Here is a 25,010-nt window from a genome sequence, read left to right as displayed (position 1 = left end):
TCCCTCTACGAGCGAGATGTGTCATCGCGCCTCACACCGCCTGGTACGCGCAGATACAGCGTCTCGAGAAAGCCGAACGGGCGTTTCAAGCGAAGCGCGGGCTCTTCCCCTGGTAGGACGAAGATGAGGCCGAGATCGTGGCGCTCTCCTTCAAACACGGGGCTTGATACCAGCCGAGGTTCGCCGCGAGCGTCCGTGATCTGAAAGCGCGCATACGCCGGGTTTTGTTCAAGCGCAAAGTGAAAGTCGTATTCCGTGCGAACGGGCGCTTGATTGACGTGCGTGATGAGTTCTCCCGGCCGAATGCCGAGCCGCTCTGCGAGCGACCCGCGGATTACGTATAGCACGCGAAGCCCCTGGCCGTCCGGGGCAAACTGAGGCTCTAGGGTCCGATCCATTCGCCGTACGGCCAGTCGAAACAGTTCGGTCACGGCGATCCCGGCCGCCGCCGCGTAGAGCGCAGACTGCTGACGCCACATGCAGGCGCCCACGAACCCGGCTGCCAATATCGCACCCCGAAGCAAGTCGAGCCAACGCAGGTAGCGCAGCACGCGTTCCACGCGCAGAGAAGTCAGCAGAGCGTGCCATCCGAGGGCGAGCGGAACGGCGAAACACTCGAGCGGCAGGCCGAAAGGCACGTGCCAAGGATGCCAGCCCGAGACGAACACCAGCTCCGAGTGCGCGAGCGGCGTGATCCACACGACCACGGGGACGACATAACCGAACTGAAGCTTCATCGCGCCCATCCGCCGGCCTCGCCGAGAGGTGACGAGCGCCGGCAGGATGGCGTCGCGCGTCCCCCACAGGCCAAGCACGGCCTCGGACAGCGCGGCTGCGGCAGCGATGGCCAGCCAATCCGCTTGCGGCATCTCCACGATGGCCCGCCAGACAGGCAGAAGTCCCGCTGGCACAGCGCCGTGGTAGGCGCGCGCCAGCGAGGAAAGCAGAACGGAGACCGAGATGGCGATGGGCGCCGCGGCCATCCGTGATCGGATCACGCCGAGCACAATCGACACCATGAACACGTACAGTGCGGACGAGATCGTCACCTGGGCCCCGGCCGCAAGCAACGCAAAGCTTGCTGCGAGGCCCACGACAACCGCCCTGCCGTAGCGGAGGAGGAGTGTCTTCCCGATTCGCGTGACGCGCACGCCGAACCAAACGCGTTCTCGGCGCACGTTTCTCAGCAGGTCCCAAATGACGAAGCCTGTCGCCAAGTAGTGATAAGGGTTCAGCACAAAGCTCAGCAGCAACAGGCCAACGAGCGCCCACCAGCCATTCGCCGTCACATGCATGAAAGCGTATCCCTTTCTCTAGCCCGCGGTGAAAGCCATGCTACACGCGGAGAAAGCGCCGGACGGTGATGACGCCTCCCCACATGCCGATCAAAAGTCCCATGGCGATCAGAATCACCGCAAGCTTGACCTCGATCTGACTCGCCTGGACAAGCGGAAATGCCAACCCGCTGAACACGCCCTTCGCCTTCGCGTAGAGCGAACGGTAGCCGTACACGAGAAGCGCAACCGGGATCACGCTCCCGATGAGCCCGATGATCATGCCCTCGATGATGAACGGCCAGCGGATGAACCAGTTGGTCGCGCCGACCAGCTTCATGATCTCGATCTCTCTGCGGCGGTGAAAGATGGTCATGCGGATGGTGTTCGAGATGAGGAACATCGACGTAATGACGAGCCCCACCACGAACACGATGCCAATATCCCTCACGACGGCCAAAGTGCGGAAGATGGCGGCCGCGAGCTTGTGCGGATCCCGCACGGCCGCGACCCCCGGGATCTCGCTCACCTCTTTGGCCAGTCGGTCAATCTGATGCGGATCCTGCGGCTTCACGACAATCTGAATCGGGAGCGGGTTTTGCTTGAAGGCGTTCAGCACGTCGCTCAGTTCCTGCCCCAGCTCTTGTTTCATTTGCTGAAGCCCTTCGTTCTTGGAGATCACCTGCACGGACGCCACGCCCGGCAGGGCGCGAATCTCCTGCGCCACCTGCTCACCCTGCTTCTCCGACGCATTCACGTTCAAGAACGCGCTGAACTCGAGCTGCCCCGTGACGCTGTTCGACATCTGCTCCACGTTGAAGGTGAGAATCAGCGAAAAGCCGAGCACCGCCAGCGTCACGATCACGGCGCTCAGCGCCGCAAACGACATCCAACCGTTGCGTATGACGTTCTTACACCCCTCGCGTACGTGCCGCAGCCACCTAGTCATCATAGCCGTAATACCCTTTCTCCTCGTCTCGCACGATCACGCCGTTCTCGATCGCGATGACGCGCTTGCGCATCGTGTTGACAATCTCTCGGTTGTGCGTCGCCATCACGATGGTCGTGCCGAGATCGTTGATCCGCTGAAAAAGGCGCATCACGTCCCACGACGTCTCTGGGTCCAGATTGCCTGTGGGCTCGTCCGCGATGAGCACCGCCGGATTGTTCGCGAGCGACCTCGCGACGGCCACTCGCTGCTGCTCGCCGCCCGACAACTGATGCGGATACATGTTCATCTTGTCTTCCAAACCCACTTGTTCGAGAACTTCCCGCACCCGCTTGCGAATGTACTTAGGCGGCGCGCCGATGACCTCCAGCGCAAACGCCACGTTCTCCGCCGCCGTCAGTTTGGGCAGCAGCTTGAAGTCCTGAAAGACCACGCCAATGGTCCGTCGCAACAGGGGAATTTTGCGATCTTTCAACTTCTCAATGTTAAATCCGTTGATGAAGATGTGTCCGCGCGTCGGTCGCTCCTCGCGGTACATCAGCTTGATGAAGGTCGATTTTCCGGCTCCACTCGGGCCGACGATGTACACGAACTCGCCCTTCTGAATACGAACCGAAATGCCATTCAGGGCCTGGGTCCCGTTGGGATACTCCTTCCAGACGTCCTGCATTTCAATCACTGTGCGGATCTACCCCTCATCCCATGATGTAGTGACCATGTTCTTCTCTCTCGTCTGTCCACGTGTGACCTTTTTGCCCCGGTGCACATTCGACCCCCACGACACATACTGACCCACTTCGACACCGCGCGCCAAAAATCCTGTTGGCAAATGGTGTCCAAGATGCGAACTTGACTCAGAGCGTTCTCAGGTCAACCGTCCAGGTCGCTGTCGAAAACCGGCGCACGGCGTCGCGGTCGACCCAATCCGCCACGCCGGCGCATTGCGGGACCTGGATCACCCCTGGTTCGACGAACGCAATGGGCTCCTTCAGGACATCACGTTCGAAGTATCGATCACTCGGACCGAGATCGGTCGCATACCGCATCAGAGGCAGTGAAGCGGCAATTAGCCCGTGCACGCGCCCGACGCCCGTTTCATACATCCCCCCAACCCAAGCAGCCATGCCTGCCTCACCCGCCACGTCAAGAGCCCGCAGCGTCGCTCCAAAGCCACCCAGCCGCCCAGGTTTCACATTTAGCACGCGAGCCGAGCCGAGCCGAGCCGCGAGCTTCAGCTCTCGCACGGAGCGGACGCTTTCATCGAGGCAAATTGGAGTTCGCAACGAGTCCTGTAGGTCGGCCAAATCGAACCAATCGTCTTCTGGCAGCGGCTGTTCGATAAATTGCAGACCGTATACGTCGAGCTGTTGGAGCATGGGAGCATCTTCTGGGCGATAGCTCCCGTTGGCGTCCGCCGCAATGGCGAGGTCCGGATAACGCAGGCGGACCGCCTCGATGAGTGCTTGATCCCGCCCCGGCGCAATCTTAAGTTTCACTCTGCGGAACCCCTGCTCCACCGCCCTGTCGACGGAGCGGATAAGCGCATCCAGCGATTCCGGCAGCCCGAGCGTCGCGCCGACTTCCACGCGATCTCGGCCGCCCCCGAGCAGGCTGGCCAGAGGTTGCCCGGTCCTCGCCGCGTACCAATCCCAGACCGCCATCTCCAGTGCAGCCACACTCATTCGATTGCCGCGCACGTCGCGAAAAGCCTCGCAGACCGTGCGCGGATCGGCGCCTTGGGCAGCACCGCGTAGCCATCTGGCGAATCTCGGCACCAGATGATGGACGAGCATGACCCACGCGGTGTCCGTGCACTCCTCCGTGTAGGTCGGTTGCGCGAGCGCCACGCATTCGGACCACCCCTCGATCCCGTCGGCATCGACGAGTTGGACAAGGATGGCCTGCTTCTCGCGGATATGTCCGTGGGCTGTACGCATCGGGAACTTGAGCGGCAGAGACAGGCGGTGCAGAACGCAAGTCTGAATCATGCGGGAACCCCTCTTGTCCCCACAGCGTAGGAACATGTTCGAGTCATTTCAGAGGTATATCGCAACGTCGCAGATGTTGCAAGCCATACGAGAAAAGCCACGGGCCCTTGCATGGCTCCGTGGCTCGATTCCTGCAGTGAGTTTTTCAGGACACCGGTTTGAGGTGATCCATGATGATTGCAGCCGCCTGGAACGTATAAGGCGCAGGGTTAATCCACATATTTTGCTTCGTCGGCCAACCCGTGAAGTGCGCGTCGTTGTATTCGTACCACAGCTCGCCGTCGAAAACGGGGATGACCGGCAAGTCCTCGGCCGCGATCCGCTCGACCTTATACAGCGCCTGCCGCTGCACCGCAGGATTCGTCGTGGAAGCAAACTGAGCAAGCGCCTGGTCAACCTGCGGATTTCGATACTGTTCAATATTCCAGTTGCCCTTGGAGTCGAGCATGTCATAGTAAATCGTATAAGGTGTCGGACCCTCATTGGTCCAGGACAAGGCGAGATCGTAATTCGGCTTGATACCGACGCCCGGATTGATGGAATTGAAATAGGCGTTGAACTGCTGTTGGACGACATTGATGTTGATCCCAACGGGCTGAAGCTCCTGCTTGATGAGCAGCGCATCTTCGTCCCAGTCGCTCCATCCAGACACCGTGAGCAAATTGAAGGACAGCTCTTTCCCGTCCTTTTCGAAAATGCCGCGGCTGTTCCTCTTAAAGCCTGCCTTCTCGAGAATTTCAATCGCTTTTTCGTCGTTCAAGGTGAACTGTCGATCCTGGCTTGGCAAGTTCGGGTCAAGCCACGACATCTGCGAAGGAATCAGGCTGGTCGGAACCGGAAGCACCGAATAATTTGTCTCCCCAATTTGCTGAATCGCCTTCCGGTTGATGGCCAGGCTGATAGCCTGACGAACCGCCAGATTTGCAAGAAGCGGGTTATTCCAGTTCGGATATAGTTCGACAACACCGCCAGGCGGAAAATCGTAGTGATGATGCGCCGGATCGGCGGCCACAAACGTCTTTTGAATGTCGGGAATGTCGATCCCGGCCCAATCCACCTGGCCGCTCGCGAGCGCCAGGTCGGCAGCCTGATTGCTTGTGTACGCTGGATAGCGAACGTATTTTACTTTGGGCACACCGTTGTAGTAGAAACCGTTGGCTTCAAAAGTGTATTGCTGCGGCGAAAATGCGATGAGCCTGAACGGGCCAGTACCAATCGCCTTCTGCCATGTGATTTTTACCTTCGTCGGATCGCCCAGAGAACTCCATTCGTGCTGAGGAACGATGTACGTGCCTCCGAGCACGTATTGCTGCGCGAATGGAATATTGACGTCTTTGAAGGTGAACTCGACTTCATGCTTGTTGAGTGCGCGCACACCGGACAGCACAGACCAAACATTGTTCGTGTCCGCGTCAGGATATTTCTTGAGTTCATTGAACGTGAAAACCACATCGTTCGCAGTGAACGGAGTACCATCAGTCCATTTCGCATTCGTGCGGAGCTGAACGATCACTGACTTTCCACCGTTCGTAAAATGATAACTTGTCCCAAGGAGATCCCATGTCTTCCCTGTTAGGTTATCGAAATAGAAAAGGGTCTCATAGATATTCCCGTACGTCCCGTCGTTCGTGCTCGGATCAAAGGGATTAAAGTTGTCCGCGAAATTCCCCTTCGGGCTTGTGATGACCGTCAAGGTGTCGCCGTTTGCTCCCACCGCCACTTCTGAGCCCGGTGCCGCTCCAGAGGACACAGACGTCGTTCCGGTCGCTCCGGTCCCGCACCCGACTACCCCAAGCACCACCATCGCAGAGGTGCCGACAAGCCACGATTTCGCTCCGCGCATTTTTCAAATGCCCCCTTGAATGATTTGATCATGGATTGACGTTCTACGAAACCATTCACAAGGTTCAGTGGTGATCTTAACGATTTAGGTATGCGTTTTCAAGCATAATATAGAGATTTTCTTCGTCTTTATTTGTATGATTTCTCAACGAACTCACGGCTACGTTTCCAGACGCGATCATCACATCCTCGTCCAGTCGGGCGCTCAGACGGCCTTTTCAACTCCACCCTTCGCTTCTGGTTGCGCGGAGATGCAGGTGTTCCGCATATACGACAAAAGGCCAGGCTCCTATGCCTGACCTTTGTCTCACGCCTGGCAACGACCTACCTTCCCAGGAGGCTTCCCTCCCAGTATTCTCGGCGCTGGAGGTCTTCACGTCCGTGTTCGGGATGGGTACGGGTGTTGCCCCTCCGCTAGGGTCACCAGGCCTGCTTCGCTCCATGCTCGCTCGGAGGGCTTCGGCCTTCGGCCTGCAGATCTCCTCGCTCGCATGTCGCTTCGCATCTGTATCGCATCGGCGAAGGCTGAGTTGCGAGTCGCTGCTTCTGCAGCTCTCGCGCTCACGTCTCGCTTCGCCTCTGGGTTGCGGCCCTTGCCGTCGTGCATAGGGAGTCGTGCAGGTGAAGCCCTCGACCGATTCGTATCTGTCCGCTCCACGCATCACTGCGCTTCCACGCCAGACCGATCCACCTCGTCGTCTTCGAGGGGTCTTACTTCCTTCTCGGAATGGGATACGTCATCTTGAGGCGGGCTTCGCGCTTAGATGCTTTCAGCGCTTATCCCTTCCCGACTTGGCTACCCAGCGGTGCCCCTGGCGGGACAACTGGTACACCAGCGGTCGGTTCATCCCGGTCCTCTCGTACTAGGGACAACCCCTCTCACGTATCCTACGCCCGCGGCAGATAGGGACCGAACTGTCTCACGACGTTCTGAACCCAGCTCGCGTACCGCTTTAATGGGCGAACAGCCCAACCCTTGGGACCGACTTCAGCCCCAGGATGCGATGAGCCGACATCGAGGTGCCAAACCTCCCCGTCGATGTGAACTCTTGGGGGAGATCAGCCTGTTATCCCCGGGGTAGCTTTTATCCGTTGAGCGATGGCCCTTCCACTCGGAACCACCGGGTCACTAAGCCCGACTTTCGTCCCTGCTCGACCTGTCCGTCTCGCAGTCAAGCTCCCTTTTGCCTTTGCACGCTCCGCGCGATTTCCATCCGCGCTGAGGGAACCTTTGGGCGCCTCCGTTACCCTTTAGGAGGCGACCGCCCCAGTCAAACTGTCCGCCTGACACTGTCCCGCCTCGCGTTCTCACAAGGCCGGTTAGAACAACCGTGTCCCAAGGGTGGTATCCCAACGCCGACTCCACTCAGGCTGGCGCCCAAGCTTCTCCGTCTCCCACCTATCCTGTACATGGAACACCGTTGTCCCATATCAGGCTACAGTCAAGCTCCACGGGGTCTTTCCGTCTAACCGCGGGTAACCTGCATCTTCACAGGTACTACAATTTCACCGGGTCTCTCGTTGAGACAGCGCCCAAGTCGTTACGCCTTTCGTGCGGGTCGGAACTTACCCGACAAGGAATTTCGCTACCTTAGGACCGTTATAGTTACGGCCGCCGTTTACTGGGGCTTCGATTCGGACCTTCGGGGGTCTCCCCCCTAAGCCCTCCTCTTAACCTTCCAGCACCGGGCAGGCGTCAGCCCCTATACGTCGCCTTTCGGCTTCGCAGAGACCTGTGTTTTTGCTAAACAGTCGCTTGGGCCTTTTCACTGCGGCTCTTCCTTCAGGAAGAGCGCCCCTTCTCCCGAAGTTACGGGGCCATTTTGCCGAGTTCCTTAACGAGAGTTCTCCCGCGCGCCTTCGTGTTCTCCACGCGCCCACCTGTGTCGGTTTCCGGTACGGGCACCTTCGGCTCGCTAGAGGCTTTTCTCGGCAGTGTGAACGTCGGGACTTCGGTACTTTCCTTCCCTCCCCATCACAGCTCACGCTTCTCGGGGTGCGCATTTCACTACACCCCACGCTCGCTGCTTGGACGGCCCCTTCCATCCGGCCGCTTCCCTCGTCCTCCTGCGTCACCCCTTCGCTCAAACGCCTACGGTGGTACAGGAATGTCAACCTGTTCTCCTTCGGCTACGCCTTTCGGCCTCACCTTAGGTCCCGACTGACCCTGGGCGGACGAGCCTTCCCCAGGAAACCTTGGGCTTTCGGCGGAGGGGATTCTCACCCCTCTTTTCGCTACTCATACCGGCATTCTCACTTCCATGCGCTCCACCAAGCCTCCCGGCTCAGCTTCCCCGCACATGGAACGCTCCCCTACCATGTCGCCATCCCGAGCTTCGGTGTCCGGTTTAGCCCCGTTCCATTTTCCGCGCAGCGCCACTCGACCAGTGAGCTATTACGCACTCTTTCAATGATGGCTGCTTCTAAGCCAACATCCTGGTTGTCTTCGCAGCGCCACATCGTTCCCCACTCAACCGGAACTTCGGGACCTTAGCTGCGGGTCTGGGCTGTTTCCCTCTCGACTACGGACCTTATCGCTCGCAGTCTCACTGCCAGGTTCCTCGACATTGTGGCATTCGCAGTTTGACGAAGCTTGGTAGCCCTCGCGGGCCCCGCACCCCATCAGCGCTCTACCTCCACAACTCATCCCCTGACGCTAGCCCTCAAGCTATTTCGGGGAGAACCAGCTATCACCGGGTTCGATTGGCATTTCACCCCTACCCCCAGTTCATCCCCTGGCTTTTCAACGCCAGTGGGTTCGGGCCTCCATGCGGTGTTACCCGCACTTCACCCTGACCAGGGGTAGATCACCCGGTTTCGGGTCGATGCGGACGAACTCGCGCCCTCTTCAGACTCGCTTTCGCTTCGGCTCTGGCTCCTCCGCCTTCACCTCGCTCGCCCGCATCACTCGCCGGTTCATTCTACAAAAGGCACGCCGTCACACCCATCGGTGCTCCGACTGCTTGTAGGCACACGGTTTCAGGTTCTCTTTCACTCCGCTCCCGCGGTGCTTTTCACCTTTCCCTCACGGTACTCGTTCACTATCGGTCGCCAAGGAGTATTTAGCCTTAGGAGGTGGTCCTCCCAGATTCCTACGGGATTCCTCGTGTCCCGCAGTACTCGGGGTCTGTTTCCACCCTCGTGCGCGCGTTTCGGATACCGGGCTCTCACCGTCTCTGGCCGGCCTTCCCAGACCGTTCTCCTACGCGTACACTCGGGCTGGCTACCCTGCAGCTCGCCGCAAACAGCCCCACAACCCCGCATGCGCAACGGCTGCAGCCTTTCCCACGCATGCGGTTTAGGCTCCTCCGCTTTCGCTCGCCACTACTCACGGAATCGCGTTTGCTTTCTCTTCCTCGGGGTACTGAGATGTTTCACTTCCCCCGGTTCCCCGCTCGAGACCTTTCGGCCTCAAGCTGCTGGCGCTTCCCGCCAGCGGGTTCCCCCATTCGGACATCCACGGATCCAAGCCCGCTTACGGCTCCCCGTGGCATATCGGCGTTCGCCCCGTCCTTCTTCGGCTCTTGGCGCCTAGGCATCCACCGTGTGCCCTTCCCAGCTTCACCTATCCTGACTCCCTATGCACTTGCCAAGGTCCTTCGAGAGAGCTTTCGCTCCCTCAAAACTAAACACACGCCACCATCCATACCCGCAAGCCCTCAAACCTTCTCCCTAGAAAGGAGGTGATCCAGCCGCACCTTCCGGTACGGCTACCTTGTTACGACTTCACCCCAATCATCGACCCCACCTTCGGCGGCTGGCTCCCCTTTCGGGGTTACCTCACCGACTTCGGGTGTTGCCGACTCTCGTGGTGTGACGGGCGGTGTGTACAAGGCCCGGGAACGTATTCACCGCGGCATGCTGATCCGCGATTACTAGCAATTCCGGCTTCATGCAGGCGAGTTGCAGCCTGCAATCCGAACTACGAGCGGCTTTTTGGGTTTCGCTCCGCCTCGCGGCTTCGCCTCCCTTTGTACCGCCCATTGTAGCACGTGTGTAGCCCAGGACATCAGGGGCATGATGATTTGACGTCATCCCCGCCTTCCTCCGACTTACGCCGGCAGTCACCTGTGAGTCCCCGCCTCAACGCGCTGGTAACACAGGTCAAGGGTTGCGCTCGTTGCGGGACTGAACCCAACATCTCACGACACGAGCTGACGACAACCATGCACCACCTGTCTCCTCTGCCCCGAAGGGAAGGTGCATCTCCGCACCGGTCAGAGGGATGTCAAGCCCTGGTAAGGTTCTTCGCGTTGCTTCGAATTAAACCACATGCTCCACTGCTTGTGCGGGCCCCCGTCAATTCCTTTGAGTTTCAGTCTTGCGACCGTACTCCCCAGGCGGAGTGCTTATTGGGTTTCCTTCGGCACTGGGGTGTGTCCCCCCAACACCTAGCACTCATCGTTTACGGCGTGGACTACCAGGGTATCTAATCCTGTTTGCTCCCCACGCTTTCGTGCCTCAGCGTCAGTCACTGTCCAGCAAGGCGCCTTCGCCACAGGTATTCCTCCACATCTCTACGCATTTCACCGCTACACGTGGAATTCCCCTTGCCTCTCCAGCACTCAAGTCAAGCAGTTTCCAGAGCCATCCCATGGTTGAGCCATGGACTTTCACTCCAGACTTGCTCGACCGCCTACGCACCCTTTACGCCCAGTGATTCCGGACAACGCTCGCCCCCTACGTTTTACCGCGGCTGCTGGCACGTAGTTAGCCGGGGCTTCCTCACTCGGTACCGTCTCGCATGGGGCTTTCCACTCCCCATGCCGCTCTCCCCGAGCAACAGAGCTTTACAACCCGAAGGCCTTCTTCGCTCACGCGGCGTTGCTCCGTCAGGCTTGCGCCCATTGCGGAAGATTCCCTACTGCTGCCTCCCGTAGGAGTCTGGGCCGTGTCTCAGTCCCAGTGTGGCCGGTCACCCTCTCAGGTCGGCTACGCATCGTCGCCTTGGTGGGCCGTTACCCCGCCAACGAGCTAATGCGCTGCGGGCTCCTCTCTCAGCGGCCCAATCGGGCCTTTCCCCGCAAGAAGATGCCTCCTCGCGGGCGTATCCGGCATTAGCGCCCGTTTCCGGGCGTTATTCCGGTCTGAAAGGCAGATTACCCACGTGTTCCTCACCCGTCCGCCGCTGACCTCCGAAGAGGTCCGCTCGACTTGCATGTATTAGGCACGCCGCCAGCGTTCGTCCTGAGCCAGGATCAAACTCTCAATCCAAGTGCTTTATCCTGACCTGTGGTCACAAAGACTCACGGGCTTGGTGGTCTCGTGTGTTTAGTTTTCAAGGAGCGAATCCCGCGCCACCGCGCGGATTTCGTGCCGCCTCGCGGGCGGCGAGAATGATATTAACACCGATGAATGTCCCGTGTCAACACAAAACGAACATGAATTTTATGGAACCCCAGACGTCTCGGCGATTTCGCCCGTTCTCGCGCTTCCGCACTTCGAGCACCGGAGCGCGAGCACCGGAGCGGATGAACAAGCATCGCCGTCAAGGCGCCGCTTATCAGGCAGCGCCCGTCACCCCGCATCCCGCTTAAGGTATCCCAGCAGTTGGACGCGAACCTCGGCCTCTGGCCGTCTCCACTTCTCAGCCGTCAGCGCTTTGGCGCCTCTCGCCACTTCAAGGCTCGACCGCGGCGCCAACGCACACCCAATTGTTGCGCACTTGCCGCTTCGGCCGCCGGCCCTTTTTCTCTACTCATCGCCTCACTCACCACCATGCCTGCGAGAATGAGGAGCACGCCGAGCCAGCGAAGGGGTGAGACGTGATCGCCATTCATGAGCCAGGCGCCGACGACGGCCACGGGCAACTCCAGCGTGCCGAGCACGGCCGCCATGCGCCCCCCGATGTGCGGGATGGCGATGAGGGCAAAGAGCGTCGGCAGCACCTGGCTCAAGAGCGCGATCCAAAAGCCCCAGAAGAGGGTGATGGAAGGCCGCGCAACGAGATGATGCACAAACGTGCCGGGCGGGAACACGGAGAGCACGGCGATGCCGGCGACGGTGATGACCAGTGCGGAGCGGAGCTCGGGAGAGACGGCGGGATCGTTGTGCGCGGAGACGGTCAGATTGACGGCATAGGCGAGCGCGGCGCCGAGGCCGAGCAGGGCGGCGCCCACGGGCACGTCCTTCCACGATGCGCCGGTTGCGCCAACCGCGAGCACGGTGCCGCCGAGGATGAGGATGAGTCCGAGCCACTTCGCAGGACCCGGCCAGCGGCGGTGCCAGGCCGCGTCGATCAGCGTCGCCATCCACACGAACTGGAACATGAACACGATGGCGAGAGAAGCCGGGAGTACGGCGAGCGCCCGGTAATACGTGTAGCAAAAGAGCGCATTCATGAGGCCGATGAGCACGATGAGCATCCACTGGCGGCGATCGATCCGCTTGCCCCGGTGCCGAACGAGCGCGACGAGCCAGAGGCACACTGCCGCGATGGCGTACTGGGCGTCGGTGGCCGTGGCGGGATCGAGCCCAGCCGCGTACGCGATGCGCAACACGGGCGAGACGAGCCCGTACATCGCCGCCGCGCAGAGCATCATGATGGCGTACAACGCGATCCCTCCTCCGCAGAAAGGCGGCCGGCAGGGCACCGACCGCCGCTCCGCAGATAAGGATAGCGCACATTGCTAAGATTGCCAATTATGTGCGATGTCGCGGCGATACTGCGCTCCGCTAAAGTGAATCGACGAGACCGCCGTGTAGGCGCGGTCGATCGAGCCTGGGACATCCTGCGCGACGGCGGTGACGGTCAGCACCCGGCCGCCGGCGGTCTCGAGGCGCCCGCCATCACCGAGGCGCGTCCCCGCGTGAAACACCGTCACGCCCTCCGGAAGCGCGGCAGGCAGATCGATGGGCGTACCCGTCTCCGACGACGCGGGATACCCCGCACTCGCCATGACCACGCACACCGCCGCGTCCTGGCGCCACGAAACCATGGCGGGATCGAGGCGATCGTGCGCCACCGCCCACATGACCTCGAACAGGTCACCCGCGAAAAGCGGCAGGACCACCTCGGTCTCCGGATCGCCGAAGCGGCAGTTGAACTCCACCACCTTCGGCCCTTCATCGGTCAGCATCAGCCCTGCGTACAGCACGCCGCGGTACACCACGCCCACCTCACGCAGGCGCGCCAGCGTCGGCCGCACAATCTCTCGGGTGACGCGGTCGATCACGTCCTGCGTCACGCGGGGCACGGGCGAGAACGCGCCCATGCCGCCCGTGTTCGGGCCGCGATCGCCGTCCAACAGGCGCTTGAAGTCGCGCGCGGGGAGCATCGGCACGGCCGTGTGGGCGTCCACGAAGTACATGAGCGATAGCTCCACGCCCTTCATAAATTCCTCGATCACGACGCGCCGGCCGGACGCGCCGAACCGCCCGCCGACGAGCATCTCCTCGAGCGCCGCCTCCGCTTCGGCGACGGTCTCTGCCACCACGACGCCTTTCCCCGCCGCAAGCCCGTCCGCCTTGACGACAATGGGCGCCCCTTGTGCCCGGACGTACGCGCGCGCCTCCTCCACGTCCGAAAACGTCCGATGGCGCGCGGTCGGCACGCCCGCCTCCTCCATGACGCGCTTGGAAAACGCTTTGGACGCCTCAAGCTGCGCCGCCTCGCGGCTCGGGCCGAAGACCGGGATGCCCGCCTCCGCGAGCACGTCTGCCAAGCCTTCGGCCAACGGCTGCTCGGGGCCCACCACGACGAGGTCCACGCCTTTGTCCCGGCAGAATTGGACCAAGGCGCCGTGATCAGACGCGGCGATGGGCACCGTCTCGGCCCACGCCGCCATGCCCGGGTTTCCTGGCGCCGCGTACAGCTCCGGCTGGCTCGCGCTCTGCGCCAGCTTCCAGACGATGGCGTGCTCGCGAGCGCCTTGGCCGACGACGAGCACGCGCGGGCGCCGCACTTCGTTTGCCATGGATTCTCCCCCTCAGTGCAAGAAATGCCGCTCGCCGGTGAACACCATCGCGATCCCGGCTTCATCCGCCGCGGCGATGCTGTCCTCGTCGCGGATGGAGCCGCCCGGCTGGACGATGGCCGCAATCCCTGCGCGCGCCGCGGCGTCGACGGTGTCTCGCATCGGGAAGAACGCGTCCGACGCCAACACCGCGCCCTTCGCGCGCGCCCCCGCCTGCTTGAGGGCGATCTCGGCCGCGCCGACGCGGTTCATCTGCCCTGCGCCGATGCCGAGCGTCTTGTCTCGCTCCGCCACGACGATGGCGTTCGACTTGACGAATTGCACGGCTCGCCACGCGAAGCGAAGCGCCTCGTACTCGGCGTCCGTGGGCGTCCGCTTCGTCACCACGCGCCAACTGCGCGCATCGATGGGCTTGGCGAGATCGACCGTCTGCGCCAGGAAGCCACCCGTCACGCGCCGGAACGTGACGTCGCCCGGGCGCCACAGGGGCTGCGACATGTCGACCGTCAATAGGCGCAGGTTCTTCTTCTTGGCAAGAACCTCGCGCGCCTCCTCCGTGAACGACGGCGCGATGACGATCTCGAGGAAGATGCCGGCGAGCCGTTCCGCCAGCCTGCGGTCCACCTCGCGGTTCAACGCGACAATGCCGCCGAAGATGGAGACGGGATCCGCCTCGTACGCCCGCTCAAACGCCTGCTCGAGGGTCTCGCCCCGGCCAATCCCGCACGGATTCATGTGCTTCACCGCCACCGCGACGGGCTGCTCGAAGTCGTCGAACGCACGCAGGATCTGAAGCGCGCTGTCGGCGTCCTGAATGTTGTTATAGGAGAGTTCCTTGCCCTGAAGCTGATCCGCGCGCGCAATGGTGGCCTTCGTGGCGTTCGGCTCCATGTAAAACTGGGCGCGCTGGTGCGGATTCTCGCCGTAGCGCAGGTCCTGCTTCGCGACGCCCGTCACGTGGAACACCTGCGGCCAATCTTCCGCGACCTCAGCGCTTGGGTCGAGATGGCCCGCCAGGTAGTCGGCGATGAGCGCGTCGTAGCGGGAAATCGCCCGAAACACCTTCGCGGCGAGCTCGCGGCGCAGCGCGCGCGGAACCTCCCCTTGGCGCAGTGCGCGAAGGACTCGGTCGTAATCCGCGGGGTCGATGACGGGCAGCACGAATTCGTGATTTTTAGCCGCGCTGCGCAGCATCGCCGGGCCGCCGATGTCGATCATCTCGATGGCCTCTTCGTCCGTCACGCCCTCGCGCTGAATGGTCTTCGCAAATGGGTACAGGTTGACCACGACGAGATCGATGGCGCGGATGCCGTGCTCCTCGATCTGCCGCACATGTTCGGGCACGTCGCGGCGCGCAAGCAGGCCGCCGTGCACTCTGGGGTGGAGCGTCTTCACGCGGCCGTCGAGAATTTCCGGAAAGCCGGTGTGCTCGTCGATGGGCGTGACCGGAACGCCCGACTGCTCCAGCAACTTCGCGGTGCCGCCGGTCGAGAGGATGTCAAATCCCAGTTGGCGCAACGCTTCGCAAAAGGGCACGATGCCTTCCTTGTCGTAGACGCTCACGAGCGCGAGTTTCGCCACGTTCCCACTCCTTTGTGCGGTTGTCCCGCTTCTCTACTGAATGAACCTCACGCCCCGCGCCCCGCGCGCGACGCGCCCGATGTCGTACACCGCCTCGCCCTCGGCTCGAAGAAGCTCCGCCGCGCGCGGGGCCTCCGCCTCGGGCAGGGCGATGACGTAGCCGATGCCGAGATTCCAGATGCGCGACGCCTCCTCAAACGAAAGGCCGCTCGCCCGAAGCAGCCACTGAAACACCGGCTGCATCGGCCACGATCCGCGCCGCACCTGCGCCTCGCATCCTTCCGGCAGCACACGTGGCAGGTTGTCGACGAGCCCGCCGCCCGTGATGTGGGCCATCGCGGACACGCGCACGCCTTCGCGCACGAGCTTGAGCACGCTCTTGACGTAGATCCGCGTCGGGCGTAGGAGCACCTCGGCCACGTCCGCGTCCTCGCCGGGGAACGGATCGGACAACCGAAGGCCGTGCTCGGCGACCAGTTTGCGCACGAGGGAGTAGCCGTTCGAGTGCACGCCGTTCGACGCGAGCCCGAGGAGCACGTCGCCTTCCCGCACGGCCGATCCGTCCACCATCTCGCCGCGATTCACGCAGCCCACGGCGAAGCCAGCGAGATCGTACTCCCCATCGCCGTACATGCCGGGCATCTCGGCCGTTTCGCCGCCCACGAGCGCGGCGCCCGCCTGGCGACAGCCCTCCGCCACGCCTGACACCACGGCCTCGGCCACGCCGACGTCGAGCTTGCCGACGGCGAGGTAGTCGAGGAAGAACAGTGGCTCCGCGCCCACCGTGAGGATGTCGTTCACGCACATCGCCACGCAGTCGATCCCGATGGTGTCGTGCCGCCCCGCGGCGATGGCGATCTTCAGCTTCGTGCCGACGCCGTCGGTGCCGGAGACCAGGACGGGTTCCGGGAATCGGGCGAGATCGAGCGCGAACCCGCTGGCAAAACCACCGATGGCCGCCAGCACCTCGGGCCGGAGGGTCGCCTTGGCCAGTCCCGCGTACCGCTTCGCCGCCTCGTTTCCGGCGTCGATGTCGACGCCCGCTTGCTTGTACAGATCCAACGTTCACCCTCCTATGCGGATGGGCTCCATGCCCTCGTTCAGCGTCTGATCGATCAAACTCGTCGGATAGCGGCGGGTGAAGCACGCGTTGCAGAACGGCACGGGCGATCCCGGCGGAAAGCCGAACGCCTGCATGAGTTCATCCACGGTGAGGAACTCCAGCGAGTCCGCCTCAATGGCGCGCCGGATCTCGTCGATGGAATGGCGCGCCGCGATGAGTTCGTCCTCCTTCGCCGTGTCGATCCCGTAATGGCACGGGCTCACGTACGGCGGGCTGGAGATGCGGACGTGCACCTCGAGCGCCCCCGCGCCGCGCAACAACCGCACAATGCGCCGCGACGTGGTGCCGCGGACGATGGAATCGTCGATGAGGACGACGCGCTTGCCTTCGACGACCGAGCGCACGGCATTCAGTTTCAGCCGCACGCCGAGATCGCGCAGCTCCTGTGAAGGCTGGATGAACGTGCGGGCGATGTACTTGTTCTTGATGAGCCCCGTCTCGAGCGGAAGCCCGCTCTGCTCGGCGTAGCCCGCCGCCGCCGACACGCTCGAATCCGGCACGCCAATCACGATGTCGCCCGGCGCGGGATGCCGCTCGGCCAGGATGCGCCCGAGCTGTTTGCGCACGCTGTGCACGTTCCAGCCGTCGACGTCGCTGTCCGGCCGGGCGAAGTACACGTGCTCGAACGTGCACATGCGCCTTGCGCGGCGGGGAGCGAAGCGGACGGATCGCACGCCGTGGCGCGTGATGTGCAACAGCTCGCCCGGCTCCACGTCGCGCACGAGCGTGGCCCCGACCGTCTCGAAGGCGCAGGATTCCGACGCCACCACGTGCGCGTCCCCGAGCCGCCCGAGCACCATCGGGCGCAGGCCGAACGGATCGCGCACTGCGATGAGCTCGTCATCGCTCAGGATGACGAGCGCGAAGCCGCCCTCGATCTTTTGCACCGCGCGCGCGACGAGATCGGCCAAATCGCCCACGCCCTCCTTGGCGATGAGGTGCGCGATGACCTCGGTGTCCGACGTCGTCTGAAACAGGCTTCCCTGTTCCTCCAACTGAATGCGCAAAAAGCGCGCGTTGACGAGGTTGCCGTTGTGCGCGATGGCGAAGTTGCGCGCATGTGTCGCGAGCGCGATGGGCTGCGCGTTCTGAATCGTGTTCGATCCGGCCGTCGAGTACCGCACGTGGCCGATGGCGGCGTGGCCGTGGAGCCCCTCGAGCTCGCCCGCGCGAAACACGTCGGTCAAGAGCCCAAGGCCCTTGTGGCTGTACATGCGCGATCCGTCGGTGGAGGTGATGCCAGCCGCCTCTTGTCCGCGGTGCTGAAGCGCGACGAGCCCGTAGTACGTCAGCGCGGCCGCCCGCGGGTGACCAAAGATGCCAAAGACGCCACACTCTTCGCGCGGCTTATCGCCGTAAGCCGCCTGCTTTTCCACGCTATCCACGCCTGGTCTCTCCTTTTTGGTCAAAGCGTTGCGCGCGAGTCGACAGCATCCTGGCGAAGGAGGCTTGGGATGGCCGTTCGGTAAGCCTCCTCCAAGTCGGCGAGCGAAACGCGGACGAGATCGCTCGCAAATGCGACTTCGACATGTGGCACATCGGTGAATTCCCCTGCGACCCGGGCCGGGACGTCGAGCGCGCGGGCGAGATGGAGGAGCGCATCGAGCGCATCCGGCGAGACGGCGGCAATGGCGCGCCCTTGGGCTTCGGAAAACAGCCAGCCGGCTGGCCGCACGCCATCGGGTGCCACGAGCGATGCGCCGCACCCCGCCCCGATGGCCATCTCCGCAATCGCGACGGCCAGGCCGCCTTCGGACACGTCGTGCACGGCCACGGCGGCGCGCTCGGCGGCGATGCGCTGCAGAAGTTCATGCAAGCGCCGCTCGGCGGCGAGATCGAGATACGGCGCGTCGCCCACCGGCTCGCCACACGCCATTTCGGCGAAGAGCGATCCGTCGAGCTCGTCGTCCTCGCGCCCGAGGATCACGAGTTTCAGCCCACGCGCCTCCCGCGGCGCGGACGGCATGCGGCGCGAAATCCCATCCAGCACGCCGATGCAGCCGACGATGGGCGTCGGATCGATGTCCTGGCCGCGCGACTCGTTGTAGAGCGACACGTTGCCACTCACCACGGGGGTGTCGAGCGCGCGGCACGCCTCAGCCATGCCGTCGATGGCGTCCGACAACTGGCGCATGACTGCGGGCTTTTCGGGATTGCCGAAGTTGAGGCAGTTGGTGATGGCGAGCGGCTTGGCGCCGACCGCGGCGACGTTGCGGGCCGCTTCCGCCACGGCGATGGCACCGCCCTTTTTCGGATTCAGCCGGACGTAGCGCGCGTTGCCGTCGGTCGCCATGGCCACGGCCTTGTCGAGATCGGGCACCTTGACGAGCGCCGCGTCCATGCCGGGGCCTAACACCGTCTGCGCGCGCACCATCGTGTCGTACTGGCGGTACACCCACGACTTGTCGGCGATGTTCGGGTGGCGCATGAGATCGAGCCAGGCCCCGGCGAGATGGCTTGGCTCGGGGATGGACGCCCGCTTGGGCAATACAGGCGGGCCGACCGGCCGCTCGTACACCGGCGCCTCGTCGACGAGCGCGCGCACCGGGATTTCCGCGACCACTTCCCCGTGCCACAAAAGGCGCAGCATGCCGTCGTCGGTGACGCGGCCCACGTCGGCGACCTCGAGGCCGTAGCGGCGGAAGATGGCGAACGCCACCTCCTCCTTGCCGCGCTCGAGCACGACGAGCATGCGCTCCTGTGACTCGGACAGCATCATTTCGTACGGCGTCATGCCCGTCTCCCGCACCGGGACGCGATCCAGCACGAGCTCGATGCCGCCGCCCGCTCGGCTCGCCATCTCCGCGGACGAGGAGGTTAGCCCGGCCGCGCCCATGTCCTGGATGCCGACCACCGCGCCGGTGGCGATGAGCTCCAGGCACGCCTCCATGAGGAGCTTGCCGAGGAAGGGATCACCCACCTGCACCGCCGAGCGCTCCTTTTCCTCCGGGTCTTCCGCCGATGCGAACGTGGCGCCGTGGATGCCGTCGCGACCGGTGCGCGCGCCGACGACGAAGACCGGGTTTCCGACGCCTTTCGCTTCCCCGCGGACGATGCCATTCGCCGGCAGGATCCCGACGCACATCGCGTTCACCAGCGGGTTCTGGCGGTAGGTGGGTGAAAACTGCACCTCGCCCCCGACCGTGGGGATGCCGACGCAGTTCCCGTATCCCCCGATCCCAGCCACCACTTGAGAAAAGAGATACCGCGTGCGCGCGTCGTCCAGCGGCCCGAAGCGCAGGCTGTCGAGAAACGCGATGGGCCGCGCGCCCATGGTGAAGATGTCCCGCAGGATGCCGCCGACGCCTGTCGCCGCGCCCTGGTACGGCTCGACGGCGGAGGGGTGATTGTGGCTCTCCATCTTGAACGCGACCGCCCAACCGTCGCCGATGTCGACGACGCCCGCGTTTTCGCCGGGGCCCTGCAGCACCTGCGGCCCCGTCGTCGGGAACCTGCGCAGATGCACCTTGGAACTCTTGTAGCTGCAGTGCTCCGACCAGAGCACGCCGAAGATGCCCGCCTCGACGTAGTTCGGCAGCCGCCCGAGCTTTTCCACCACCAGCTCGTACTCGCTGTCCGAGAGCCCCAGGCTTCGGTAGATGGCGCCGTCCCGAATCTCTTCTGGCGTTGGCTCACGCATGCGTTAGGCCCTCCTCGACGTGCGCGTGAATCGATTGAAACATGCGAATGCCGTCCTCCGAACCCATCCAGTCGATCACGGCCCGCTCCGGATGCGGCATGAGGCCGAGCACGTTCCGCCTGGCGTTCAAAATGCCCGCGATGTCGTCGACGGATCCATTCGGATTCTCGACGTAGCGGAACGCCACGCGGCCCTCGCGGCGAAGCTCCTCCAAGACCTCAGGCTCCGCGTGATAGCGGCCTTCGCCGTGCGCGATGGGAATACGGATCATCTCCCCCGGCTCATACAGGCGCGTGAACGGCGAATCGTTCGTCTCCACGCGAAGTTTGGCGATCTCGCAGCGAAACTGGAGATGATGGTTGGCGAGGAGCGCGCCCGGCAAAAGTCCCGACTCCGTCAAGATCTGAAACCCGTTGCAGATGCCGAGCACCGGCTTGCCGCGCTCGGCCTCGCGCGCCACCGCGCGCACCACGGGCGAGAACCGCGCGATGGCGCCTGCGCGAAGATAATCCCCGTAGGAGAAACCGCCCGGCAGCACGATTGCGTCGTAGGCGCTGAGATCTTCCGCGTCGTGCCAGACGAGATCGACCGGATCGCCCGTCACCAGGCGGATGGCCTGCTCGGCGTCGCGATCGCAATTGGAACCCGGGAAGACGACAACCGCCCACCTCATTGGCCTCGCTCCCTGATCTCGAACGCGTACGTCTCCATGACGGGGTTGGCGAGCACCTTCTGGCACATGTCGTCCACCTGGCGCGCCGCCGCCCCTTCGTCCTCCGCCTCGAGCGTCATCTGAATGAACTTGCCGATTCGCACCTCGCCCGCTCCCTGAAAGCCGAGCGACACGAGGGCGCCGTGCACCGCGTGCCCCTGCGGATCGAAGACGGACGGCTTCAACCACACCTTGACCTCGACCTCAAACTGCTTCAACGCGCCACGCCTCCTTTGAGCCGCGCCCACACCTCTTGGTACGCCTCTTCGACGCCGCCGAGATCGCGTCGGAACCTATCTTTATCCAGTTTTTCCCTCGTGCGTTCATCCCAAAGCCGGCAGGTGTCCGGTGAGATCTCGTCCGCCAGGACGATCTCGCCCGACGGAAGCCGCCCGAACTCCAGCTTGAAGTCCACGAGGATGAGCCCGGCCTCGCGAAAACGCCGAACGAGGAGATCGTTCACGGCGAGCGCGAGACGCCTAAGCTCGGCGAGGTCGTCCGCCGTGGCGAGGTGCAGAATGAGGGCGTGATCGTCGGTCACAAGCGGATCGCCGAGCGCGTCGTTCTTGTAGTAGAACTCGACCAAAGGCCGCTCGAGCGGCGTGCCCTCTTCGATCCCGAACCGCTTGGAGAAACTGCCGGCCGCGATGTTGCGGACGACCACCTCGAGCGGGATGATCTCCACCTTGCGCACGAGCGTCTCCCGCTCGGAGATCTCTTCCACAAAGTGGGTAGGAACACCGTGCTCTTCGAGGTAGCGGAACAGGAGGTTGCTCATCTGGTTGTTGATGGCGCCCTTGCCGGCGATGGTCCCGCGCTTCTCGCCGTTGAACGCGGTGGCGTCGTCCTTGTACAGGACGCGCACCACGCCTGGGTCGGACGTCGCAAACACCTTTTTCGCCTTGCCTTCGTAAAGCAGCGTTTCCTCGGCCATTTCGCCCATCCTTTCGTGAGAGCGGCTCACATGCCAAAGCGGTGGAAGATGGTGTCGACGTGCTTCAGATGCCAGGACGGATCGAACAGGGCATCGATCTCCTCAGGCGTGAGGTGAGCCCGGACGCGATCGGACGCGAGGACGAGGTCCTTGAACGATCTCGCCTCTTCCCACGCCTGCATCGCGAGCGGCTGGACGGTGTCGTACGCCTCCTCGCGCGACAGGCCCTTGTCCACGAGCGCGGTCATGACGCGCTGCGAGAAGACGAGCCCGTGCGTCCGATCCATGTTGCGGCGCATGTTCTCGGGGTAGACGTGCAGATCGGTCAAGATGCGGTTCATGCGGTTCAGCATGTAGTCGATGAGAATAGTCGCGTCCGGAAGCACGATGCGCTCCACGGACGAGTGGCTGATGTCGCGCTCGTGCCAGAGAGGCACGTCTTCGAGCACGGGCACGATGTAGCCGCGCAGCACGCGCGAGAGGCCGGAGATCTGCTCGCACGACACCGGATTTCGCTTGTGCGGCATGGCGGAAGATCCCTTCTGCCCCTTGTAGAAGGGCTCCTCCACCTCGCGCACCTCGGACTTCTGCAGCGCGCGGATCTCGGTCGCAATCTTGTCCAGCGTCGTGCCGAGGAGCGCCAGGGTGAAGATGAACTCCGCGTGCCGATCCCGCTGCAACGTCTGCGTACTGATGGGCGCAGGCTTCAATCCGAGTCTCGAGCAGACGTATTCCTCCACCCGCGGATCGACGTTCGCGTACGTGCCCACGGCGCCGGAGATCTTGCCGTAGCGCATGCGCTCGCTCGCCGCGTCGAACCGCTCGAGATCGCGCCCCAATTCGGCGTACCAGAGCAGGCACTTGAGCCCGAACGTGGTGGGTTCCGCGTGCACGCCGTGCGTGCGGCCCATCATGACGGTGTATTTGTGCTTTTTCGCGAGCGCTTCAAGCGTCGAGAGGAGCTGCTCCACGTCCTCGCGGATGATCTCGATGGGACGGCGCAACTGCGCCATTAGCGCGGTGTCGACCACGTCCGTCGACGTCAGCCCGTAGTGCACCCACTTCCGCTCCGGGCCAAGCGACTCCGAGACCGCGCGGGTGAATGCCACCACGTCGTGGCGCGTCTCCTGCTCAATTTCCAGCACGCGGTTCACGTCGAAGCGCGCGCGTTCGCGGATGAGCCGCGCGTCCTCCTTCGGGATGACGCCGAGTTCGGCCCACGCCTCCACCGCGAGGATCTCGACTTCCAGCCACCACCGCATCTTTTCTTCCAGCGTCCACAGGCTCGCCATCTCAGGCCGGCTGTACCGGTCGATCACGCCACATCCTCCTTGTATGAAGCGGTTTGAGCCCCGGTCTCCGTGGGCTCTCTTTGCGCCCGCGTGCGCGGCGCGTTTCTCTACACGAGCGTTCTCGTCGCTCCCCATGGTAACACGAATTCCGCCTCGATCCGAACGTTCATTGTGAAATTGAACTGAACGTTCGCTCGCGCGGGTGCAGACTCGCCCGAGGCGAGTCACTCCCACTCGATGGTCGCGGGCGGCTTGGACGTGATGTCGTACACGACGCGGTTGATGCCCGGGACCTCGTTGACAATGCGCGTCGAAATGGCCGCCAGGACGTCCCAGGGAATACGCGCGAAATCCGCCGTCATGCCCTCCTGCGACAGGACCGCGCGGACGGCGAGCGTGTAGGCGTACGTCCGCTCGTCGCCCATCACGCCCACGGTGCGGTTGCCGGTCAGCACGGTGAAGTACTGCCAGATCTCGCGCTCCAGCCCCGCCTTCGCGATCTCCTCGCGCAAAATGGCGTCCGACTCGCGCACGAGATGCAGTTTCTCTTCCGTCACCTCGCCGATGATGCGGATGGCAAGCCCTGGCCCCGGGAACGGCTGCCGCCAGACGATCTCGGGCGCCAGGCCCAGCGCTTCGCCGAGGCGGCGCACCTCGTCCTTGAACAGATCGCGCAGCGGCTCGATGATCTCAAACCGGACGTCTTCCGGCAGTCCGCCCACATTGTGATGCGACTTGATGGTCGCCGCCGTATGCGTCCCGCTTTCGATGATGTCGGTGTAGAGCGTGCCCTGCACGAGGTAGTCGAACGGGCCGAGTCGCTCCGACTCTTCCTCAAACACGCGGATGAATTCCTCGCCGATGATCTTCCGCTTCCGCTCGGGATCGGTTACGCCCTCGAGGCGGCCCAGAAACCGCTCCTTCGCGTCCACCCGCACCACGTCGATGCCGAGCTTGTCCCGCAGGCTCTGCATGACGCTGTCGCTCTCGCCCTTGCGCAGGAGGCCGTGATCGACGAACATGGCCGTCAGCTGATGGCCAATGGCGCGATGCACCAGCGCCGCCGCCACCGACGAATCGACCCCGCCCGAGATGGCGACGAGCACGCGCTTGTCGCCGACTCGCTCGCGAATGCTGGCAATGGACTCGTCGATGAAGTTGCGCATCGTCCAATCCCCGCGGCAGCGGCAGACGTCGAATAGGAAGTTGCGGAGAAGGTCCGTGCCGTAATCGCTGTGATGGACCTCGGGGTGAAATTGGACGGCGTAAAGCTGCGCATCTGGCTTCGACATGGCCGCGATGGCGCCGTTGTCGGTGATCGCGTCGAGGCGAAAGCCCTCGGGCACCTTGGTCACCACGTCGCTGTGGCTCATCCACACGCCCTGGCGATCCGGCAGGCCGCGAAACAGCTCAGCGCCCGGCTTCACCTCGATGGACGCCCGCCCGTATTCGCGCACGGCGCCGCGTGCCACGTCCGCGTGGTACCGCTTCGCCATGAGCTGCATGCCGTAACAAATGCCGAGAATGGGGACGCCGAGATCGAACACGGCGTGATCGACGTCTGGCGCGCCTTCCGCAAACACGCTCTTCGGGCCGCCGGAGAAGACGATGCCCTTGAGCGGGCGCTGCTTCAGCGCTTCGGCCGATGTGGTGTGGGGCAGAAGCTCGGAGTACACGCCGAGCTCGCGGATGCGCCGTGCAATCAGCTGGTTGTACTGGCCTCCGAAGTCGAGGACGGCCACAAGTTCATGCATCGACA

General features: G+C 63.2%; 16 protein-coding genes and 3 rRNA genes. All 19 read right to left on the bottom strand.

What is annotated here, in order from left to right:
- Positions 1–5: 5 nt before the first annotated feature.
- The 19 genes from AACI_RS02155 to guaA all read right to left on the bottom strand — a co-directional run bounded on the left by AACI_RS02155 (position 6) and on the right by guaA (position 25,005).
- Complete coding sequence (locus AACI_RS02155; protein ID WP_012809836.1) at positions 6–1,295, bottom strand: PDZ domain-containing protein; 1,290 nt, start codon at positions 1,293–1,295, stop codon at positions 6–8.
- 40 nt (positions 1,296–1,335) lie between these two features.
- Positions 1,336–2,223 (bottom strand): permease-like cell division protein FtsX, encoded by an 888-nt coding sequence (gene ftsX, locus AACI_RS02150; protein WP_280959725.1) that lies wholly within the window; start codon positions 2,221–2,223, stop codon positions 1,336–1,338.
- Complete coding sequence (gene ftsE, locus AACI_RS02145; protein WP_012809834.1) at positions 2,216–2,902, bottom strand: cell division ATP-binding protein FtsE; 687 nt, start codon at positions 2,900–2,902, stop codon at positions 2,216–2,218. The genes ftsX and ftsE overlap by 8 nt, the downstream gene beginning before the upstream one ends.
- 175 nt (positions 2,903–3,077) lie before the next feature.
- Complete coding sequence (menC, locus tag AACI_RS02140) at positions 3,078–4,211, bottom strand: o-succinylbenzoate synthase (protein WP_012809833.1); 1,134 nt, start codon at positions 4,209–4,211, stop codon at positions 3,078–3,080.
- 145 nt (positions 4,212–4,356) lie between these two features.
- Positions 4,357–6,054, bottom strand: a complete 1,698-nt coding sequence (locus AACI_RS02135; protein ID WP_012809832.1) for an ABC transporter substrate-binding protein — start codon at positions 6,052–6,054, stop codon at positions 4,357–4,359.
- Positions 6,055–6,364: 310 nt separating this feature from the next.
- Positions 6,365–6,481, bottom strand: a 5S ribosomal RNA gene (gene rrf / locus AACI_RS02130).
- A 190-nt stretch (positions 6,482–6,671) separates the two neighbouring features.
- Positions 6,672–9,619, bottom strand: a 23S ribosomal RNA gene (locus tag AACI_RS02125).
- 110 nt (positions 9,620–9,729) lie between these two features.
- Positions 9,730–11,267: ribosomal RNA gene (locus tag AACI_RS02120) — 16S ribosomal RNA — on the bottom strand.
- The 16S, 23S and 5S rRNA genes sit together here, the layout of an rRNA operon.
- 380 nt (positions 11,268–11,647) lie before the next feature.
- Entirely contained in the window at positions 11,648–12,607 is a 960-nt protein-coding gene (locus tag AACI_RS02115) for an EamA family transporter (protein ID WP_012809831.1), read from the bottom strand.
- A gap of 75 nt (positions 12,608–12,682) precedes the next feature.
- A complete protein-coding gene (purD, locus tag AACI_RS02110) occupies positions 12,683–13,969 on the bottom strand; it encodes a phosphoribosylamine--glycine ligase (RefSeq protein WP_012809830.1) in 1,287 nt (428 codons plus the stop codon).
- 12 nt (positions 13,970–13,981) lie between these two features.
- Positions 13,982–15,550 carry a bifunctional phosphoribosylaminoimidazolecarboxamide formyltransferase/IMP cyclohydrolase gene (purH, locus tag AACI_RS02105; RefSeq protein WP_012809829.1) on the bottom strand — a complete coding sequence of 523 codons (1,569 nt, stop codon included), beginning with the start codon at positions 15,548–15,550 and terminating at the stop codon, positions 13,982–13,984.
- Between the two features lie 33 nt (positions 15,551–15,583).
- On the bottom strand, positions 15,584–16,612 hold the full coding sequence (gene purM, locus AACI_RS02100) for a phosphoribosylformylglycinamidine cyclo-ligase (RefSeq protein WP_012809828.1): 1,029 nt from the start codon (positions 16,610–16,612) through the stop codon (positions 15,584–15,586).
- A gap of 3 nt (positions 16,613–16,615) precedes the next feature.
- Positions 16,616–18,058 carry an amidophosphoribosyltransferase gene (gene purF, locus AACI_RS02095; RefSeq protein ID WP_012809827.1) on the bottom strand — a complete coding sequence of 481 codons (1,443 nt, stop codon included), beginning with the start codon at positions 18,056–18,058 and terminating at the stop codon, positions 16,616–16,618.
- 20 nt (positions 18,059–18,078) lie between these two features.
- Positions 18,079–20,313 carry a phosphoribosylformylglycinamidine synthase subunit PurL gene (gene purL, locus AACI_RS02090; protein WP_012809826.1) on the bottom strand — a complete coding sequence of 745 codons (2,235 nt, stop codon included), beginning with the start codon at positions 20,311–20,313 and terminating at the stop codon, positions 18,079–18,081.
- The gene (gene purQ, locus AACI_RS02085) at positions 20,306–20,986 is read right to left on the bottom strand and encodes a phosphoribosylformylglycinamidine synthase subunit PurQ (protein WP_012809825.1); all 681 of its coding nucleotides are present in this window, start codon (positions 20,984–20,986) and stop codon (positions 20,306–20,308) included. The genes purL and purQ overlap by 8 nt, the downstream gene beginning before the upstream one ends.
- Positions 20,983–21,243: a phosphoribosylformylglycinamidine synthase subunit PurS gene (gene purS, locus AACI_RS02080; protein WP_012809824.1), complete on the bottom strand. Its 261-nt coding sequence runs from the start codon at positions 21,241–21,243 to the stop codon at positions 20,983–20,985. The genes purQ and purS overlap by 4 nt, the downstream gene beginning before the upstream one ends.
- Entirely contained in the window at positions 21,240–21,959 is a 720-nt protein-coding gene (gene purC / locus AACI_RS02075) for a phosphoribosylaminoimidazolesuccinocarboxamide synthase (protein WP_012809823.1), read from the bottom strand. The genes purS and purC overlap by 4 nt, the downstream gene beginning before the upstream one ends.
- A gap of 26 nt (positions 21,960–21,985) precedes the next feature.
- Positions 21,986–23,278 carry an adenylosuccinate lyase gene (gene purB / locus AACI_RS02070; protein ID WP_012809822.1) on the bottom strand — a complete coding sequence of 431 codons (1,293 nt, stop codon included), beginning with the start codon at positions 23,276–23,278 and terminating at the stop codon, positions 21,986–21,988.
- A 197-nt stretch (positions 23,279–23,475) separates the two neighbouring features.
- The gene (gene guaA / locus AACI_RS02065; RefSeq protein WP_012809821.1) at positions 23,476–25,005 is read right to left on the bottom strand and encodes a glutamine-hydrolyzing GMP synthase; all 1,530 of its coding nucleotides are present in this window, start codon (positions 25,003–25,005) and stop codon (positions 23,476–23,478) included.
- Positions 25,006–25,010 lie beyond the last annotated feature (5 nt).

The sequence above is a fragment of the Alicyclobacillus acidocaldarius subsp. acidocaldarius DSM 446 genome (genome assembly GCF_000024285.1).
GTDB lineage: Bacteria > Bacillota > Bacilli > Alicyclobacillales > Alicyclobacillaceae > Alicyclobacillus > Alicyclobacillus acidocaldarius.
Note: the sequence above shows the minus strand (reverse complement) of the source record. Positions and strands in the feature narration are given on the sequence as shown.

Excerpts from the sequence above, each read along its gene's own strand:
- menC (WP_012809833.1), bottom strand. The coding sequence starts at position 4,211 with ATGATTCAGACTTGCGTTCTGCACCGCCTGTCTCTGCCGCTCAAGTTC.
- purL (WP_012809826.1), bottom strand. The coding sequence starts at position 20,313 with ATGCGTGAGCCAACGCCAGAAGAGATTCGGGACGGCGCCATCTACCGA.
- AACI_RS02135 (WP_012809832.1), bottom strand. The coding sequence starts at position 6,054 with ATGCGCGGAGCGAAATCGTGGCTTGTCGGCACCTCTGCGATGGTGGTG.
- AACI_RS02155 (WP_012809836.1), bottom strand. The coding sequence starts at position 1,295 with ATGCATGTGACGGCGAATGGCTGGTGGGCGCTCGTTGGCCTGTTGCTG.
- purD (WP_012809830.1), bottom strand. The coding sequence starts at position 13,969 with ATGGCAAACGAAGTGCGGCGCCCGCGCGTGCTCGTCGTCGGCCAAGGC.
- ftsX (WP_280959725.1), bottom strand. The coding sequence starts at position 2,223 with ATGACTAGGTGGCTGCGGCACGTACGCGAGGGGTGTAAGAACGTCATA.
- purC (WP_012809823.1), bottom strand. The coding sequence starts at position 21,959 with ATGGCCGAGGAAACGCTGCTTTACGAAGGCAAGGCGAAAAAGGTGTTT.
- guaA (WP_012809821.1), bottom strand. The coding sequence starts at position 25,005 with ATGCATGAACTTGTGGCCGTCCTCGACTTCGGAGGCCAGTACAACCAG.
- purQ (WP_012809825.1), bottom strand. The coding sequence starts at position 20,986 with ATGAGGTGGGCGGTTGTCGTCTTCCCGGGTTCCAATTGCGATCGCGAC.